The sequence below is a fragment of the Marmoricola sp. URHB0036 genome (assembly GCF_000426045.1).
GTDB lineage: Bacteria > Actinomycetota > Actinomycetes > Propionibacteriales > Nocardioidaceae > Marmoricola.
In genome coordinates, this window is sequence record NZ_KE384490.1 from 361,819 (window position 1) to 379,682 (window position 17,864).

Here is a 17,864-nt window from a genome sequence, read left to right on the forward strand (position 1 = left end):
CGTTTCACGACATACGTTCACCTCAGCCGATTTGCGGCCGAGGGGGGATTCGTCATGACACATCGGGCCACGCGCGCATTCACGGGCCTGTGTGCCTCGGTCCTGGCTGTCGCACCGCTCGTCGTCCTCGGGGTGGCCACCGCCCCCTCGGCCGACGCGGCCGCACCTCCCGGGACGCCCTGGACCTTCGGCGAGAACAGCTTCGGCCAGCTCGGCAACGGCACCACCACCACCCGGCGTACCCCCGGGCCGGTCACGGGCCTGAACGGCGTCATCGACCTGCACGGCGGGCGCGAGCACGTCGTCGCCCTCAAGTCCAACGGCACCGTGTGGACGTGGGGCAGCAACGTCGAGGGCCAGCAGGGGCGCGGCACGACCGCCAACACGCTGGCGCCGACCCAGGTGACCTCCCTGGGCACCGACAACGTGGCCGTCGAGACCGGGCACAACCACACCATGGTGCTGAAGAGCAACGGCACTGTCTGGGAGTTCGGTCTCAACACCGACGGGCAGCTCGGCGACGGCACCACCACGCTGCGTCGCTCGCCGGTGCAGGTCGCCGGTATCACCGACGCGGTCGCCATCGCCGCCGGCCGCGACATGTCCTACGCGATCCGTGCCAACGGCCAGCTGTGGGGCTGGGGCCGCAACGACGAGGGCCAGCTCGGTGACGGTACGACGACCCGGCGGCTCGCCCCGGTCCGCGTCGGCACCTCGATCAACTTCACCGGCGTCAAGGCGATCACCGGTGGCCGCGACCACGCCGTGGCCGTGAAGACCGACGGCTCGGTCTGGTCCTGGGGCGAGAACGACTACGGCCAGGTCGGTGACGGGTCCACGACCGACCGCCTCACTCCGGTCGCCATCGACGTCAACGGCGCCACCGCCGGCATGGGCACCGCCTCCGATGCTGCTGCGGGAGCACACCACTCCTTCGCGCTGCGCACCGACGGCACCGTTGCCTCGTGGGGCCGCAACTACCGCACCGAGCTCGGTGACGGCACCTCGACCAACCGCACCCGTCCGGTCAACGTGCTCATGGGCACGACCGGCAGCACGCCGCTCACGGGGGCGGTCAGCATCGGGTCCGGCCGCGACATGGGCAACGTCACCCTGGCCGACGGGCGGGTGATGGCGTGGGGCCACAACCTCTACGGCCAGCTCGGCGACGGCACCACCACCAACCGCACCCGGGCGATCGTCGTACCCGGGATCAGCAACGCCGTGAAGGCCTCCGGCGGTGGTTCGGCGTACGGCGTGATCCTGGTCGGCGACTCGACCACCCCGCCGCCCAACCAGGACCCGGTCGCGCACATCACCGGCACGACCTGCACAGATCTCTCCTGCCCGCTCAGCGGGTCCACCTCGACCGACGACCAGGGGATCAGCAGCTACGCCTGGACCTTCGGCGACACCACCACCGGCACCGGCGTCAGCCCGGGGCACACCTACGCCGCGGGCGGGACGTACACCGTCACCTTGACCGTCACCGACGGCAACGGCGCGACCGACACCGACACGGTCACGGTGCACTCCACAGATCCGGTGGACCCGCCGCCCAACCAGGACCCGGTCGCGCACATCACCGGCACCACCTGCAGCGGCCACGTCTGCCCGCTGAGCGGGTCCACCTCGACCGACGACCACGGGATCACCAGCTATGCGTGGGACTTCGGCGACACCACCACCGGCACCGGCGTCAGCCCCGGACACACCTACGCCACGGCCGACACCTTCACCGTGACGCTGACGGTGACCGACGCCAACGGCGCGACCGACACCGACACCGCCCAGGTGACCACGACCGACACCCAGTCGCCGGCGCCCTCCTTCCGCGCCTCCGCCGCGACCGACGCCAACACGAGCTCGGCCTCGGTGGTCGTCCCCGCCACGGTCGCCGCCGGTGACCAGCTCGTCCTGGTGGCGACCAACGCGGGCACCGCCACCCAGACCACCCCCGCCGGCTGGACCCTGATCGGCACCACCACCGACGGCACCGAGATGCGTTCCTCGGTCTACACCCGCACCGCAGCCGCCGGTCTCGCCGGTACGACCGTGCGCGTCGCCCTCAGCGCGCTCTCGAAGACCAGCCTGTCGTTGCTGGCCTACGCCGACGCCGCCCCCGTCACCGTGCTCGCCAACGCCGTCCAGGGCACGGCCAGCGTCACCGTCCACCCGGCCCCCGCGGTCAACGTCGCGACCGCCGGCTCGGCGGTGCTGCGGTACTGGTCCGACAAGTCCAGCTCGGACCGCATCTGGACCACGTCCGGGGTGACCAACCGAACTCTGACCAACGGCACCGGCGGCGGCAGCCTCTCGGCGATCACCGGCGACACGACCGGCGAACCCGCCGGCACCGCCCCCGCCCTGAACGCCACCGCCTCGCTCGCCTCCGCCAAGGCGATCACCTGGTCGATCGTGGTCCCGCACAGCTGACCCTGGTCGGTGTCCGCGCGGTTGCGGAGGTTGGCGGTCACCCGGGCGCAGGTTTCGTTGGTGTGGCTTCCTGACCCGCTCGGGGCTGGTCGGGGCTGGTCGGGGCTCCGGGTTGACGGGGTACGTGGTCGGCGTCCGCTGGGGTTGCGGTGGCGTCCCGGCGCGCTCGGTCGGCGTGCGGTCGCTTGGCTCGAGATCCTGTGGCTGGGGTCGCCGGTTGAGGTGGGTTTTCGTCTCAGGGCATGGCTGTGGCCCCCGGCTGGGTGGGCCGGGGTGTCGGGGGCTTCAGGCTCTTCGGGGTGGGCGGCGGCTGTTGGGTGGGACTTCGTACTGGTGTCCGGTGGGGCTGGTCCAGATGTAGGTGCCGTCGTCTCGGCGTTTGTAGTCCCAGGCGGTGAAGGTCTTCATCCGGTGATGCGTCCGGCAGAGAGGCGCGAAATTGAGCGGGCTGGTTTGACCGGGTGGGCCGCCGTCGGCGATGGGGGTGTAGGCGGTGATGTGGTCGAGGTCGCAGGACCTGGAGTCGCGGAGGCAGCCGGGGAAGACGCAGTAGGCGTCACGCAGGGTGCAGAGCTCTCGCATCGCTGATGGTGGGTCGTGCTGGTCGACCGCCTGGGTCGAGCTCAGGTCGAGGACGGGTCGGACGATGACCTTGCCGCCGGCTGCGGCATGACCGCGGAGCCAGTCGGTGAGGAGCTGGTCGGTGGCGGCCCCGAGCTTCTCGATCGAGACCGCGCCTGGTTGGTCGGGGTCGAGGTGGACGAACAGGTTCACCGCGCCGAGAACGCTGCCCGGGCCTGGTGCGGCGCCTTCGCGGCCGGACATGAGGTCCAGGGCGTACTGGGGGTCGGCCAGGATCCCGACGGCCCGAGCCCGCCTCACATCTAGTTGGTCGCTGTCGCCGAGGCTCCTGAGTTCGCCGGCGATCCGGCCGACGGTCTGGTCGAACAACAACGCGTCGGGGGTGTCCAGGGTCATCACCACGTCGGTGGTGGCCGGGTTGCCGCGGTGGCGGATCCACACTCCGCGTCGGGCGAGCTCTTCTTCCTCGTCCGCCACGGCCCGGTCGGGGTCGAAGTAGAGCCGTGCTTCCTGGACGAGCCGGGCGGCGTCGACCAGCCCGATCTTCGAGGGGGTGGCGGAGATGAGCCGGTCTGCGAACGCGACCGCTTCTGGTGAGAGGTCGTGGGTCTCCCGAGAGATCAACCGGGCTCGCCACACCGGGACCACTCCGGCCTCGACCAACTCCCAGAGCCGAGGGAGCCGGTAGACGAGCTCGAGGGCATCTGCGATGCGCTGCTTGGCCGCCTCCAGCGAGATGCCGAGGGCGGCCGCGAACGAGGCCGGCGCGAACTCATCGACCAGCGGAGCACCGGCACCAGCCAACGGCGCGGTCGGCGTTGTGGCGAAGATGCCGTGGTCGTCCTCCCAGCCGGCCGGGTACTCATCACGACAGGGGTGGATCAGCGCCCACCGGACCGCGAACTGGAGCTGCTCGACTGCACCCTCATGCTCTTTGCGCTGGGCGGCTCGGACACCGTCGATCACCTCAGTGGCGGTGAGGGTGGTGGTGTCCATGAAGAAACTCTAGACGTCGGCACCGACACTTTCGATAACAGATTCGAAGATGTGGAGAACTCTCTGGGACCTCGATCGGGGTGGTTTCGAGACGCTCGCTGGCGCTCGCTCCTCAACCACCGAACAACAGCGACGGGACCCGCGAACCACAACTCGGCCACCGCAACCACAGGATCTGAACCCCCGCGGCCGAAAGCCGCACAAGGGCGCCGGGACGCCACCGCAACCGGCGCCTACGGGAACCACGACTCTCGTTGACTCAGACCAGCCGACCAGCCCCGAGTGGTCTCGACTATCCGCTCGCTGGCGCTCGCTGCTCGACCACCTTGTCCGTTGCGGCCGTCACGGGAGCGGGTGGCTTCGAAACGCTCGCTGGCGCTCGCTGCTCGACCACCTTGTCCGTTGCGGCCGACACGGGAGCGGGTGGCTTCGAAACGCTCGCTGGCGCTCGCTGCTCGACCACCTTGTCCGTTGCGGCCGACACGGGGGCGGGTGGCTTCGAAACGCTCGCTGGCGCTCGCTCATCAAGCACCGCCGGTCATCGACCAGCCCCAGTCAAGCCAGCTCGAAGTCGGCGAAGTCGAAGCCGGGGGAGACCAGGCAGCTGACGAGGGCGTCGGCGTGGGTGGGCAGGGTGCGTTGCCAGGTGTTGGCGGGGACGAGTACCTGGGGGTGGTCGGGGGAGACGGTCTGGGTGTCCGAGGTGCTGGGAGTCGGCCCGTCGCGGCCGAGCTCGAGCGTGACGGTGCCGGTGTGGGCCAGCCAGAGCTCGTCGGAGGTCACGCGGTGCCAGACCGAGGACTCGCCGGCAGGGAGCAGGAAGTAGATGAGCGTGGCCGTCGCACGGACGCGGCCGTCGGGGAGGGTCACCGCGACCGGTGAGGCCCAGGTCTGGCGGAACCAGCCGCCCTCGGGGTGGGGCTGGAGGTCGAGTCGTTCGGCGAGAGGTGGGCGCACGGCGACAGTCTGCTTCACGGCGAAGGGGTGGGACGATGGGTGGCATGAGCAGTCCTTCGGTGACACCGCCGGTCAGTCGGCTGTCCGCGGTGGGGCAGCTCTACGTGACCACGGTCGGTGCGCTCGCCCTGCTCTCGCTGGTCGCGGACTCCGCGGCGTGGCACGTCGCCCTCGTCGTACTCACCCTGCCGCTGAGCCTGCTCGCGCTGTGGGTCGGCTACTACAGCGGCCTCGCGGTCGGCTTCGTCACCGGTGCAGAGGCCAACGAGCTGTCCTGGCCGGTGGTGGCGGTGTGGGTGGCGGTCTGGACGATGACCGCCTGGCTGAACGCGCAGGTCGCCCAGAAGGTGCTGCGGGTCGGCTGGCGCGCGGTGCCGGCGCGGAAGTTCGAGGACGTCGACCTCGACGACTAGGTCGGAAGACCCCGCCCGCTCTCCGTGTACGACGGTCCGGGGCTGTCGCCGAGGTTCCGCAGCGCCGACTCGATCCGCCGAGCGGTGAAGTCGGCGCACTTCTCGCGGATCTCGGCGATCGTGCAGAACGCCACCGACTTGATCTCGCGCTCCTGCCGCACGATGGTGTCCACCACCGACGGGTCGTGCACGCCGCCGTCGAAGACCAGGCACACCGCGTCGTCCCAGCCGCCCCACGGGGGCAGCCAGTCGGTGAGCAGCAGCCGCCCGGCCTCGACCTTCAGGCCGAGCTCCTCCTCGACCTCACGGGCAACCGCGAGCTGTGGCGACTCGCTGACCTCGACCACTCCGCCGGGCAGATCGAAGTCGCGCTTGTAGGTCAGCTGGCACAGCAGCACCCGGTCGTCGGTCGAGCGGATCAGCATCTGGCTGATGGCCCGCTTGCGCGGCAGGAAGGAGTTCAGCAGCGACCGGAACCCCTTCGGGTCCTCCAGCGGGGTGTCGTCGACCAGCCGGGCGTAGACGATCCGGTCGGACTCCTCGGCGACGCCCCGGGCCACGCCCTCGCGCATCAGCCCGGCGAAGGTGGCCACCCGCTGGGCGGTCTCGTCGTCGGGGTCGACGTGTGCCTCGACCCGGGTCGAGCCCCCCTTGAAGGCCGACTCGACCAGCCCGCGCACCTCGTCGGCGGAGGCCCGCAGGCCCTGCTCCTGCAGGTCGGCGGTCCACGAGACGCGCACGACCCCGGGGGAGACGGGAGTCAGCTCGGCAGGCACCCGTTCACCCTAACGACACCGCGAGCACGCCCGCGGCGACGGCCAGGGGTACGACGAGCAACCCCTCCAGGCCGAACCGGACCATCGAGATCTCCAGCCCCCTGGCCCGGCAGGCGCGCAGCCAGAGCAGGTTGGCCAGCGAGCCCCAGGCGAGCAGCATCGGCGCCACGTTGACCGCCACCAGGGCGGTCACCAGACGGTCGCTGGTGTGCGTGAACGGCTCCACGACGAGGTACGCCGGCAGGTTGTTGATCACGTTGGCCAGCACCCCCGTCGTGCCGGCCAGCTGGAACAGCGAACCGAGCGAGTCGCCGGTGCCGAAGACCGACTCCAGCAACGACGACCCCTCCTCGACGACCACCTCGACGACCGCGAACAGGGCTACGGCGAAGGCGATCACCGACCACGGGACCAGTCGGACCAGCCGTCCAGGACGGACCGACTCGCGTTGACGTACGACGAAGGCGATGACCAGCACCACCGATCCGGCGAGTGCCACCACCCAGGCCGCGATGCCGCTGACGATCGCCGGCCCGATGCCCACGACGACGGCGGCCGCCGTCCACAGCAGCACCGGGTCGTACGACGGCAGCATGCGCGGCACGTCGTAGGAGCCACGCAGCGCGACCCGGTGCCGGACCAGCAGCACGACCAGCACGACCACCAGCACCGCCAGCTGGGGCAGCCAGGTCGACCGCACGAACTCGGCCCCGCCCGTGCCGAGGTGAGACTGGGCGAGCAGGTTGGTCAGGTTCGAGACCGGGAGCAGCAGGCTGGCGCTGTTGGCCAACCAGACCGCGGCGAAGGCGAACGGCAGCACGGCCAGCCCGAGCTCGGCGGCGAGGGCCAGCCCGATCGGCGCGAGCAGCACGGCCGTGGTGTCGATGCTGAGCACCCACGTGCAGACCGTCGCCAGCAGCGTGAACAGCAGGAACAGCCGCAGCCGGTTGCCGCCCGCGACCCGGGCCGCGACGTGGGCACTGACGTCGAAGAGGCCCGCGTCGTCGCACAGGTCGGCGACGACCTGGATCAGGGCGAGGAAGAGGAGGACCGGCCAGACGCGCTCGGCGACGTCGAGGAGGCCGGTCACCCACGCAGACTAGCGAGGAGCCCGGTCACCGCTTCGTGCCGGCCAGCCACAGCGTCCCGAGCGGCGGCACGCGCACCGAGGCCGAGGCGGGCTGGCCGTGGTGCGGGGTGGGGTGCGCGGTGACGGTGCCGAGGTTGCCGACGCCCGAACCGCCGTAGACCTCGGCGTCGGTGTTGATCACCTCGGTCCACTCACCGGCGAACGGCAGCCCGATGCGGTAGCCCTCGTGCGGTCCACCCGCGAAGTTGCTGATGCACGCCAGCGCGCTCCCGTCGGAGCCCCAGCGCAGGAAGGCGACCGTGTTGTTGGCAGCGTCGTCGGCGACCAGCCACTGGAAGCCGTCGGGGCTGGTGTCCTGCGACCAGAGGGCCGGTGACTCGACGTAGGCCGCGTTGAGGTCGGCGACCAGGCGGCTGACGCCGGCGTGGCCGGGGGTGGACAGCAGACCCCAGTCGAGCTCGCGCTGCTCGGCCCACTCGTTGTCCTGGGCGAACTCCTGGCCCATGAACAGCAGCTGCTTGCCCGGGTGGGCCCACTGCCAGGACAGGAAGGCGCGCACGTTGGCGAGCTGCTGCCAGCGGTCGCCCGGCATCTTGCGCAGCAGCGAGCCCTTGCCGTGGACGACCTCGTCGTGGCTGATCGGCAGCACGTAGTTCTCGGAGTAGGCGTAGACCATCGCGAAGGTCAGCTGGTGATGGTGGTAGCTGCGGTGGATCGGGTCCTTGGCGACGTACTCCAGCGAGTCGTGCATCCAGCCCATGTTCCACTTGAAGCCGAAGCCCAGACCGTCGGCCTCGGTCGACCGGGTAACGCCCGGCCACGAGGTCGACTCCTCGGCGATGGTGACCGCTCCGGGCACCCGCTTGTAGACGGTGCCGTTGAGCTCCTGCAGGAACGCGACGGCCTCGAGGTTCTCGCGGCCACCGTGCACGTTGGGCTGCCACTGACCGGGTTCGCGCGAGTAGTCGAGGTAGATCATCGAGGCCACCGCGTCGACGCGGATGCCGTCGATGTGGAACTCCTCGAGCCAGTACAGCGCGTTGGCGACCAGGAAGTTGCGCACCTCCTTGCGCCCGAAGTTGAAGACGTAGGTGCCCCAGTCGGGGTGCTCGCCGCGCGTCGGGTTGGGGTCTTCGTAGAGCGCCGTCCCGTCGAACCGGGCGAGCGCGAAGTCGTCCTTGGGGAAGTGGGCCGGCACCCAGTCGACGATCACGCCGATGCCGGCGTTGTGCAGGGCCTCCACCAGGCGGCGGAAGCCGTCCGGGTCGCCGAAGCGCGAGGTCGGGGCGTAGTACGACGTGACCTGGTAGCCCCACGACCCACCGAACGGGTGCTCCATCACCGGCAGGAGCTCGACGTGGGTGAAGCCCATCTCGGCGACGTACGGCACGAGGTGCTCGACCAGGTCGTCGTAGCTGTAGGGCCCAGCACCCGGGTGTCGCTTCCACGAGCCGAGGTGCACCTCGTAGACCGACATCGGCTGCTGGTCGGGTCGGGTGACCTGGGCCCGCTCGGCCATCCACTCGTCGTCGGTCCATTGGTGCGTGCTGCGGAAGATGCGGGACGCAGTCGAGGGCGGGACCTCGGTGAAGGTGGCCATCGGGTCGGCCTTGTCGCGCCAGACCCCGTCGGCGCCGCGGATGTGGAACTTGTAGCTGTCACCGGCCTTGGCGCCCGACACGTTGGTCTGCCAGACGCCGGAGGTGCCGACGACGGCCAGCGGGCTGCGGCTGCCGTCCCAGCTGTTGAAGTCGCCGCGGACCTGGACCTCGAGGGCGTCGGGCGCCCAGACGCGGAAGCTGGTGCCGTCGTCGTCGGCGTGCGCTCCCAGCGCCTGCCACAGCTGCTCGTGACGGCCCTCGTTGATCAGGTGGAGGTCGATCTCGCCGATCGTCGGCTCGGTCATGGTCGGGTTGCTCCGATCCGTTCGATGGCACCCAGCGGGATGTCCAGCCAGGAGGGGCGGTTGCGGGCCTCGTAGAGGACCTCGTAGACGGCCTTGTCGGCCTCGTAGGCGTCGATCAGGGCCTGCTCGTCGGCGCTCAGCGGCCCGCCGCCGGCCTCGACGCGACCCTCGACGTATCCCTCGAGGAACGCCTCGCGGTTGCGCTCGACCCACTCGGTGGCCCGGTAGGTGATCTGCGATCCGGGCTCGTCGGTGGCGTGCAGGTCCTTGACCACCGACTGGGCGGCGTAGTCGAAGGAGCGGAGCATGCCGGCGACGTCGCGCCAGGGGGAGTCGGCGAGCTGACGCTCGGCCAGTGGCTTGGCGGGCTCGCCCTCGAAGTCGACCAGCTTCCAGCCCTTGGAGGTGCGCAGCGTCTGGCCGAGGTGGAGGTCACCGTGCACCCGCTGGGCCTCGCCCTTGGCGTCGGCGATGCGGCCGAACACCTGCTCCAGCGCACCGGCGTGGGTGGCCAGGCCCGGCACCGATGCGGCTGCTGCCTCGAGGCGCCGGCGCATCGCCTCCGCCGTGGCTGCGCCGTCGTAGGTCTCGATGTCGAAGTGCTCGCGGAGCACCTGGTGGACCTCGCTGACGGCGACACCGAGACGGTGTGCCTCGCCCGCGAAGTCGCCGCCCACCTCGTCGGCGTGCAGGTCGGCCTCGGCGAACAGGTTGCGTGCGCTGGCCAGGGCCAGCTCCCACCCGTCGCTGGCGGTGCGCAGGAACTGCTGGAGCATCGCCAGGTCGTCCTGGTCGGCCTCGATCCAGCCGTAGAGGTGCGCGATGTTGGGGTTGTCGGCCTCGGTCAGTGCCCGGTGGATCTCGATGTCGGGGTTGCGGCCGGGCGTCACCTTGCGGAACACCTTCATCAGGCTGTCCTCGCCGAAGGCGACCGAGGAGTTGCTCTGCTCGCCGCTGAAGAGCGTGGAGTGGGCGCCGGTGTCGAGGGCGTAGTCACCGACCCGGTGGAAGGTCACGCCGCCGTAGGACTCGGGCTGGTCGGCCGAGGTGCGGCTGAACGCGTCGAGGTAGACGGCCATCGCCTCGCGGTCGTGCACGGCGTCGTAGGTGTGCACGGGGCCGAGCGTCTCGTCGTTCTGCGGGCCGAGGTAGGCGTGGTGGATGCGGCCCTGCTCCTCGGGGTAGTGGGAGAGGGGCATCTGGTAGCGCTCGGTCGTCGGCTCGCCACCCGCCTCGGCGGCGTACTCCACGGTGATGATGTCGATGGTGACCGGAGGCGGACCCGGCAGCATGCCGACCCGTAGGACGTCGACGACGTCGTACTCCCGGCCCTTGCCCGCGAACCAGCGGGCCTCGGCGAGGTACGCCGTCATCTGCGGATGCTGGCTCATCAGAGGGACTCCAGCTCGTCGGTCGGCGGGGCGGGCAGCCGGATCCAGTAGAACCCGTAGCCCCCGAGGGTGAGCAGGTAGGGCAGCTCGCCGATCTGCGGGAAGCGCACGCCGCCCAGCAGCTCGACGGGTCGCACACCCTCCCACCGGCGCAGGTCGAGCTCGACCGGCTGCGGGAACCGGCTCAGGTTGTTCACGCACAGCACGGTGTCGGTGCTTCCGTCGTCGTCGACGTGCTCGCGCACGTAGGAGAGGACCGACGGGTTGGAGCCGCCGAGGTCGGTGAACTCACCGAGGCCGAAGCAGGGGTGTTGCTTGCGCGCCTGGATCATCCGGCGGGTCCAGTGCAGCAACGATGAGGAGTTGTCCAGCTCGGTCTCGACATTGACCCTCTGGTACCCGAAAACCGGGTCCTGGATCGGCGGCAGGTGCAGCTTGCCCGGGGTGGCGATGGAGAACCCGGCATTGCGGTCGGGGGTCCACTGCATCGGGGTGCGTACGCCGTCACGGTCACCGAGCCAGATGTTGTCGCCCATCCCGATCTCGTCGCCGTAGTAGAGGACCGGCGACCCGGGGAGCGAGAGCAGCAGCGCCGTGAACAGCTCCATCCGGTTGGTGTCGTTGTCCAGGAGGGGGGCCAGCCGGCGGCGGATGCCGATGTTGGCCTTCATGCGGGGGTCCTTGGCGTACTCGTCCCACATGTAGTCGCGTTCCTCGTCGTTGACCATCTCGAGGGTCAGCTCGTCGTGGTTGCGCAGGAAGATGCCCCACTGGCATCCGTCGGGGATGGCCGGGGTCTGCTCGAGGATCTCCGAGATCGGGAAGCGGTTCTCCCGTCGTACGGCCATGAAGATGCGCGGCATCACCGGGAAGTGGAAGCACATGTGGCACTCGTCGCCGGCCGAGAGGTACTCACCGGTGTCGGGGTCGCGCTTGCCACCGAAGTAGTCGACGACGTCGGAGGGCCACTGGTTGGCCTCGGCGAGCAGCACCCGACCGGGGTAGTGCTCGTCGACGAAGCTGCGCACCTGCCGCAGTGCCTCGTGGGTCTCGGGGAGGTTCTCGCCGTTGGTACCGGGACGCTCGTAGAGGTAGGGCACGGCGTCGAGACGGAAGCCGTCGAGGCCCATGTCGAGCCAGAAGGTCATCGCCTCGAGCATCGCCTCCATGACCTTCGGGTTGTCGAAGTTCAGGTCGGGCTGGTGGGAGAAGAACCGGTGCCAGTAGTACTGCTGGCGCACCGGGTCCCAGGTCCAGTTCGACGGCTCGGTGTCCACGAAGATGACGCGGGCGTCCTCGTAGAGCTCGTCGGTGTCGGACCAGACGTAGAAGTCGCCGTACGGGCCGTCGGGGTCCTCGCGGCTGGCCTGGAACCACGGGTGCTGGTCGCTGGTGTGGTTCATGACGAAGTCGATGATCACGCGGATGTCGCGCTTGTGGGCCTCGTCGAGGAAGTGGTGGAAGTCCTCGACCGTCCCGGCCTCGGGGAGGATGTTGGTGTAGTCGGAGATGTCGTAGCCGCCGTCGCGCAGCGGCGAGGAGAAGAACGGCGGCACCCACAGGCAGTCGACGCCCAGCCAGTGCAGGTAGTCGAGCTTCTCGGCCAGGCCGCGGAAGTCGCCGACGCCGTCGCCGTTGGAGTCCTTGAACGACCGGACGAGGACCTCGTAGAACACGGCCGTCTTGAACCAGTCGGGCTGGTCGAAGTGGGCAGCGGTCGGCTCGTCGGTGGTGCTCGGCAGCACCCCGCTCTCGCCGTAGTTGTGCTCGTCCTGGGTCACGCGTTTCTCCTGACCGTCAGGACGTGGGCGGGCTCGTGGTGGGGGTCGAGGTGCACGTAGTTGTGCGCCCCCCACTGCCAGTCCTGGCCGGTGATCTCGTCGTGCACGGTGTAGCTGTCCTCCCAGTCGAGGCCGATGGCGGGCATGTTCAGGTGCACGGTCGTGGTCCGCGGAGCGAACGGGTCGAGGTTGACCACCACGATCACGAGGTCGTCCTTGCCGTCGGGTGAGTGCGCTGCATCGACGTGCTTGCTGAAGACGAGTACGGCGTCGTCGTCGCTGGAGTGGATGGTGACGTTGCGCAGCAGCTGGAGCGCCGGGTGGTCGCGGCGGGCCTCGTTGAGGCGGCGGAGGTACGGCGCCAGCGTCTCGCCTGTCGCGTCGGCCTTCTCCCAGTCGCGGATGCGGATCTGGTACTTCTCGGAGTCGAGGTACTCCTCGCTGCCCGGCTTGACCGCGAGGTGCTCGTAGAGCTCGTAGCCGGCGTACACCCCCCAGCTCGGGGAGCCGGTGGCCGCGAGGACGGCCCGGATCTTGAAGGCCGGGGGACCGCCGTGCTGCAGGAACGCGTGCAGGATGTCGGGGGTGTTCACGAAGAAGTTCGGACGCATCAGGTGCGCGGTCTCGTGGGACATCTCCTCGAGGTACTGCTCGAGCTCCCAGCGTCCGGTGCGCCACGTGAAGTGCGTGTAGGACTGGTGGAAGCCGATCGCCCCGTGGGCGCGCATCCGCGGGGGCAGCGTGAACGCCTCGGCCAGGAAGAGCACGTCGGGATCGGTGGCCCGGATCCGGCCGAGCAGCCACTCCCAGAACTCGAGCGGCTTGGTGTGCGGGTTGTCGACCCGGAAGATGCGGACGCCGTGGGACATCCAGTGGCGGACCAGTCGCTCGCTCTCGGCGTAGATCCCCTCGGGGTCGTTGTCGAAGTTGATCGGGTAGATGTCCTGGTACTTCTTCGGCGGGTTCTCGGCGTAGGCGATGGTGCCGTCGGCCCGCGTCGTGAACCACTCGGGGTGCTCGGTGGCCCAGGGGTGGTCCGGCGCCGCCTGCAGGGCGAAGTCGAGCGCCACCTCGAGGCCGAGCCGCCGGGCCTCGGCGACGAAGAAGTCGAAGTCCTCGATGGTGCCGAGGTCGGGGTGGACGGTGTCGTGCCCGCCGTACCTGCTGCCGATGGCCCACGGAGAGCCGACGTCGTCGGGCGTCGGGGTGAGCGTGTTGTTGGCGCCCTTGCGGTTGATCTCGCCGATCGGGTGGATCGGCGGCAGGTAGATCACGTCGAAGCCCATCGCGGCCACGGCCGGCAACCGCTCGGCGGCGGTGCGCAGCGTGCCACTGACGACCTTGCCGGTCGTCTCGTCGACGTGGGCGCCCTCGGAGCGGGGGAAGAACTCATACCAGCTCGAGAACAGCGCCCGCTGGCGGTCGACGAAGAACGGGAACGGGCCCTCGACGGTGAGCAGGTCGCGGAGCGGGTGCTCGGCGAACACCTGGGTCAGGGCGTCGGACTCGGCCGCCGCGAGACGTGCCCCGACCGGTCGGTCGGTGTCCTTGACGGCCTTGATGGCGTCCTTGACGATCGCCCTCTGACCGCGGTCGAGGTCACCCTCGCTGGCCACGCGCTCGAGCAGCAGCACACCTTCGGCGAACATCAGCTCGACGTCGACCCCGGCGCGGATCTTGATGCCGGCGTCGTGCAGCCAGGTGCCGATCACGTCGCTCCAGGACTGGATCTCGTAGGTCCAGGCGCCCTCGGCGTCCGCCAGGACGCTCGCGCTCAGGCGGAGCAGCTGGTCGGGGACGTCGCCCATCCGCACCGGCGGGCGTCGTACGCCGTCGGGGTCGGTGAGCACGACCTCCGCCCCGAGCTGGTCGTGCCCCTCCCGGAAGACGAGTGCGGACACGTCGAACGGCTCGCCCACCGAGGCCTTCGCAGGGTTCTGTCCGCGGTTGACGAGGGGGGCGACGTCCATGACGGGTATGCGTCCGACCATGCTCCCCAGACTTGCGAATCAGACCGGATGACGCAAACGGAGCGACCACCGGACCCGGTCAGAACACCTCCAGGTCGGCGGCGCGGACCGACAGGTCGGCGTCGGAGCCGGCCTTGCAGTCGGTGTCGTTGACCGGGTCGTTGTCCTGCTCGCCGGCGTACGCGGGGGTGCCGGTGCACTGGTTCTCCAGCGCCACCAGCCGGACGGCCGAGGCGGTGGTGTCCGGGACGTCGAACGTCCGCAGCGTCAGGTTCGGAGCCACCGGGCGAGGCGCGACTGCCGGGAAGGCGTCGGCCGGGCTGGTGTAGATCCGCTTCCAGGTCGCGTTGGCGGCCGAGCAGCCCGTCGTACACACCTCCACCGCGAAGCGGCGCAGGGCGGTGAACCGGGCACCCGAGTCGGGGTCGTCGTCGGAGCCGACCAGCAGCGGCAGGTCGTCGGTCGGGCCGGGGGGCGCCGGGTGCAGCATCGCGGAGACCCGCACCGAGCTGATCGTGCGCGGGGTCGTGCCCGCGAGGTCCACGGCCACCCACGGGCTGGTCGTGTCCACCGAGTCACTGGCGTTCACGCCGGCCCAGTTGGTGTTCTCGGTGTCGTCGATCAGCGACCCGGCGTTCAGGCTGCCAGCGCTCGAGCCGAGCACCGTGGCGCCGTTCCTGGCCGAGGCCAGGTTGGGCTTCAGGGCGAACGACTTGGTGACCGCCTGGCCGGCCTTGACCGTCACGGTCGACCTGGTGATGCCGTAACCAGGAGCGACGATCATGACGTCGTAGGTGCCGGCCGTCAGCTTGGCGCTGTTGGACAGCGCCGTGCTGCTGATCGTGTCGGCCACGGGGGACACCCGGGCCTCGTAGTCACCGATGTAGACCTTGCCGGCCGGAGCCGGTGAGCCGGACGGCACGGTCGCGGCGAACTTCACCGTGGCCGGCGTCGACCGCGGCGAGACGAACCCGGGCGTCGGCTCGTCGGAGTCGGCGTCGGGAGTCGAGGCGTTGCTGCCCATGCCGCGGCGGGCGAAGGCGTCCCAGAGCGCGGCCTGGTTGGCCCCGCCGAAGCGCATCCGGTCCGCGGCCAGCATCGAGTCGCGGGCGTCGAGCATGCTGGTCGCGCCCTGCTGGAGCAGGAACCCGTCGAAGACCAGCTGCAGCCAGCGACGGTTGCCCGGGCACTGGGTGGCCGGCGTCGGCGTGCTGGTCGCGGTCGCCTGGGCGCAGCGCAGGTTGAGCGCCTTGTCGGTCGTGGGGTAGGTCCCGTTGTACTTCGAGACCAGCGCCTGGCGGACCTCCCACATCGTGCCGTTCCAGATCTCGCCGTCGGCGTGGACCTCGGGACCGGTGGAGTCGTAGCCGTAGTCGCTGTAGTTCAGCGGGTTGCCGTTGATGGCGTAGTCGCGGATGCCGACGGTCTTGTTGCCGGTGGCGTACGGCCCGACTGCCCACGGGTTGGCCCCGTTGGAGTAGCCGTGCTCGTAGAGGTACTCGCCGGCCGTCAGGTCACCCCAGGACTCGCCCATGGCGCCGCCCTGCTCGGAGGTGATGCCCTCGTCGGGACCGCCGATCATCCGGTTGCTGATCGCGTGGGTGTACTCGTGGCCGACGATGCTCATGTCGAGGCTGCCGTCGGCGCAGGGGGAGTAGAACCCGCCGGCCAGGGGCTGGAAGAGGTACTGGTTGGTGATGCCGGGCACGCCGTCCTGCAGGGCGATCTGGTTGGCGTTGTCGCGTCCGAGGAACGACGGCTGCCCGCCGGTCAGGGCACCGGCCTGGGCGTTGCCGATCTCGGGGTCGTTGGCACGCGTCGGGTCGTCGTTGCGGCCGAGGTTGTCGACCTGCAGGTTGTAGTTCTCCTCGGTGAAGCCCAGGTAGTAGGAGAAGTCGTGCATCCGGTTGTGCGCGACGTGCAGGTTGGTCACCGAGGCGTCGATGTCGTTGCCGGTCGGGTGCAGCTGTGTCGGGTCGCACTTGGAGTTGTTCCAGGCGTCGGTGAAGTCGGTGGTGTACTCACGCGTCGGCGACACCGGTGCCTGGAACAGGCCGCCGGGGGAGTCGGGGCTGACCCACGCCTCGTGGGTGTTGGCGTTGTTGCCGACGGTGGTGAAGCTCGGTGTACCGGTCTTCACGAGGTAGTCCCACGGGCCGGCGGCCGCGACGTTGCGGAACGGGCCGGTCGGCGACGTGCAGCCGGCGGCAGCGGTCCAGCAGCCGATCACCGAGTTCTTCGGCGTGGTGGCCGGCGACCAGTCGAGCGTCGGGTTGGCGGTGAAGTAGCGCCACTTCGGCTGGCCCAGCGAAGTGCCGGACGGGCCGGCGCTGTCGCTGGTGGTGACGCCGGCGGCGTAGTCACCAGCGCCGACGAACGGGACGGTCGGGTCCTCGAACGGGCAGACCTGCATCGAGTAGACGCCCTTCGGGATCGACTCGGCGGTGTACGTCGCCACCTCCGGGCTGGTGGCCGTGTCGCCGGTGGTGAGCAGGGCGCCGGAGGGACTGTAGATCTTGACCGTGATGTCGTTGGTGGTGACCGCCTCGGCCGCCGTCGCCACGATCTGCTTGGTGTTGTCGTCGGTCAGCTCGAACTGGTGCCTGGGACCGCACTGGGTCGCGGTGACTGCGCCCTGGAACTGATAGGCGTTGCTGCTCTCGTCGACCTTGTTCTGGCGGACCAGGATCTTCCCGCTGACCGCGTCGACCAGGACGGTGTACGCCGTGGCCGCGCCGCCCTTCACGTCGACGACATTGGCCTCGAAGACCGGGCGGACGGTGCCGTCGGCGTACGCCAGGGAGCGCAGGCGGACCTGCTGCTCCTGGGCGAAGCCGGGGACCGTGAAGCGGCTCCAGCCGAGCTTGTCGGTGACCTGGGAGAGCGAGGCGAGCGAGACGTCGCGGCCGATGCTGGCCGCCGCCTTCACCCACGCAGCGGTGGGGGAGAGGGTCGCTGCGGGCACCGAGGAGGCCGTGGTGCGGACCAGCGAGGAGGAGACGTACTGGATGGCGCCGTTGCTGACGCCGACCGTGACCATGCTGTCCATTGCGGGCGCCGGTCCACCGAAGTCCTGTCGGAAGAGCACCGCTCGGGCCGGGCTGCCGGCCAGCTTCTGGTCGTTGACCAGGGTCAGGCCCTTCATCTGGCCGGCCGAGAGCCCGAACACCGAGGCATGCGAGACGAGCCAGGACCTCGCGGCGGTGGCCGCGTCGCCCGAGGTCGCGGCCCCGAGGGTCCCGGCGGCCGGGGAGATGGAGGCCGGGGTGCCGAAGGCGTTCCAGCGCACTGCGGCGGAGAGGCCGGTGGCGGCGGCCTTCTGGGCCGCGGTGGGCGCGGCCACGCCGCGTGCGTCGAGGTCCCCGAGCCCGGCGGTGACCTGCTCGAAGGACTTCGGGGCCAGTCGGGAGGGGGCCACGGTCGCCGACCCGGGAAGCTGGCTGAACCCGGCCACCAGGACGGTCGCGGTGGCGACGCCGAGGAGCCGAAGGGACGTGCGGGGCATGGTGCCTCCAGGGCTGACGTCGACCGGTGGGTCGAGGAGCGGTGTTGCAGCACTAACGCCG

General features: G+C 70.1%; 11 protein-coding genes. 2 read left to right on the forward strand and 9 right to left on the reverse strand.

Annotation, left to right across the window (positions count from 1 at the left end; genetic code table 11):
* The first annotated feature begins 54 nt into the window (after positions 1–54).
* On the forward strand, positions 55–2,436 hold the full coding sequence (locus H976_RS29280; protein ID WP_051277325.1) for a PKD domain-containing protein: 2,382 nt from the start codon (positions 55–57) through the stop codon (positions 2,434–2,436).
* Between the two features lie 285 nt (positions 2,437–2,721).
* Here H976_RS29280 and H976_RS0121965 read toward each other — a convergent pair whose 3' ends face one another.
* Together H976_RS0121965 and H976_RS0121970 are read right to left on the reverse strand one after the other, a co-directional pair.
* Positions 2,722–4,014, reverse strand: coding sequence for an HNH endonuclease signature motif containing protein (locus tag H976_RS0121965; protein WP_027863269.1), 1,293 nt, complete (start codon positions 4,012–4,014; stop codon positions 2,722–2,724).
* Positions 4,015–4,569: 555 nt separating this feature from the next.
* Positions 4,570–4,971: a cupin domain-containing protein gene (locus H976_RS0121970; RefSeq protein WP_027863270.1), complete on the reverse strand. Its 402-nt coding sequence runs from the start codon at positions 4,969–4,971 to the stop codon at positions 4,570–4,572.
* A 44-nt stretch (positions 4,972–5,015) separates the two neighbouring features.
* On the opposite strand from H976_RS0121970, the gene H976_RS0121975 reads away from it, so the two are divergent.
* Positions 5,016–5,384, forward strand: a complete 369-nt coding sequence (locus H976_RS0121975; RefSeq protein WP_155918643.1) for a hypothetical protein — start codon at positions 5,016–5,018, stop codon at positions 5,382–5,384.
* Here H976_RS0121975 and H976_RS28025 read toward each other — a convergent pair.
* From H976_RS28025 to H976_RS29285, 7 genes are all read right to left on the reverse strand, one after another.
* Complete coding sequence (locus H976_RS28025) at positions 5,381–6,160, reverse strand: NUDIX hydrolase (RefSeq protein ID WP_036227658.1); 780 nt, start codon at positions 6,158–6,160, stop codon at positions 5,381–5,383. The two genes, H976_RS0121975 and H976_RS28025, sit on opposite strands and share 4 nt — an antisense overlap.
* A 4-nt stretch (positions 6,161–6,164) precedes the next feature.
* Positions 6,165–7,250: an SLC13 family permease gene (locus H976_RS28030; protein ID WP_036227659.1), complete on the reverse strand. Its 1,086-nt coding sequence runs from the start codon at positions 7,248–7,250 to the stop codon at positions 6,165–6,167.
* Between the two features lie 25 nt (positions 7,251–7,275).
* Positions 7,276–9,156, reverse strand: a complete 1,881-nt coding sequence (glgB, locus tag H976_RS28035; protein ID WP_051277327.1) for a 1,4-alpha-glucan branching protein GlgB — start codon at positions 9,154–9,156, stop codon at positions 7,276–7,278.
* The gene (locus H976_RS0121995) at positions 9,153–10,547 is read right to left on the reverse strand and encodes a hypothetical protein (protein WP_027863272.1); all 1,395 of its coding nucleotides are present in this window, start codon (positions 10,545–10,547) and stop codon (positions 9,153–9,155) included. Before H976_RS0121995 ends, glgB begins: the two co-directional genes overlap by 4 nt.
* On the reverse strand, positions 10,547–12,292 hold the full coding sequence (treS, locus tag H976_RS28040; protein ID WP_051277431.1) for a maltose alpha-D-glucosyltransferase: 1,746 nt from the start codon (positions 12,290–12,292) through the stop codon (positions 10,547–10,549). The genes H976_RS0121995 and treS overlap by 1 nt, the downstream gene beginning before the upstream one ends.
* Before the next feature lie 32 nt (positions 12,293–12,324).
* Complete coding sequence (locus H976_RS0122005; RefSeq protein WP_231389020.1) at positions 12,325–14,298, reverse strand: alpha-1,4-glucan--maltose-1-phosphate maltosyltransferase; 1,974 nt, start codon at positions 14,296–14,298, stop codon at positions 12,325–12,327.
* A gap of 79 nt (positions 14,299–14,377) precedes the next feature.
* Positions 14,378–17,803 carry a M36 family metallopeptidase gene (locus H976_RS29285; protein WP_051277329.1) on the reverse strand — a complete coding sequence of 1,142 codons (3,426 nt, stop codon included), beginning with the start codon at positions 17,801–17,803 and terminating at the stop codon, positions 14,378–14,380.
* Between the last annotated feature and the right edge of the window lie 61 nt (positions 17,804–17,864).

Bases quoted from the DNA above. Each gene is read 5' to 3' on its own strand.
- H976_RS0121965 (WP_027863269.1), bottom strand. From the start codon at position 4,014: ATGGACACCACCACCCTCACCGCCACTGAGGTGATCGACGGTGTCCGA.
- H976_RS0122005 (WP_231389020.1), bottom strand. From the start codon at position 14,298: ATGGACGTCGCCCCCCTCGTCAACCGCGGACAGAACCCTGCGAAGGCC.
- H976_RS0121995 (WP_027863272.1), bottom strand. From the start codon at position 10,547: ATGAGCCAGCATCCGCAGATGACGGCGTACCTCGCCGAGGCCCGCTGG.
- H976_RS0121975 (WP_155918643.1), top strand. From the start codon at position 5,016: ATGAGCAGTCCTTCGGTGACACCGCCGGTCAGTCGGCTGTCCGCGGTG.
- glgB (WP_051277327.1), bottom strand. From the start codon at position 9,156: ATGACCGAGCCGACGATCGGCGAGATCGACCTCCACCTGATCAACGAG.
- H976_RS29280 (WP_051277325.1), top strand. From the start codon at position 55: ATGACACATCGGGCCACGCGCGCATTCACGGGCCTGTGTGCCTCGGTC.
- H976_RS29285 (WP_051277329.1), bottom strand. From the start codon at position 17,803: ATGCCCCGCACGTCCCTTCGGCTCCTCGGCGTCGCCACCGCGACCGTC.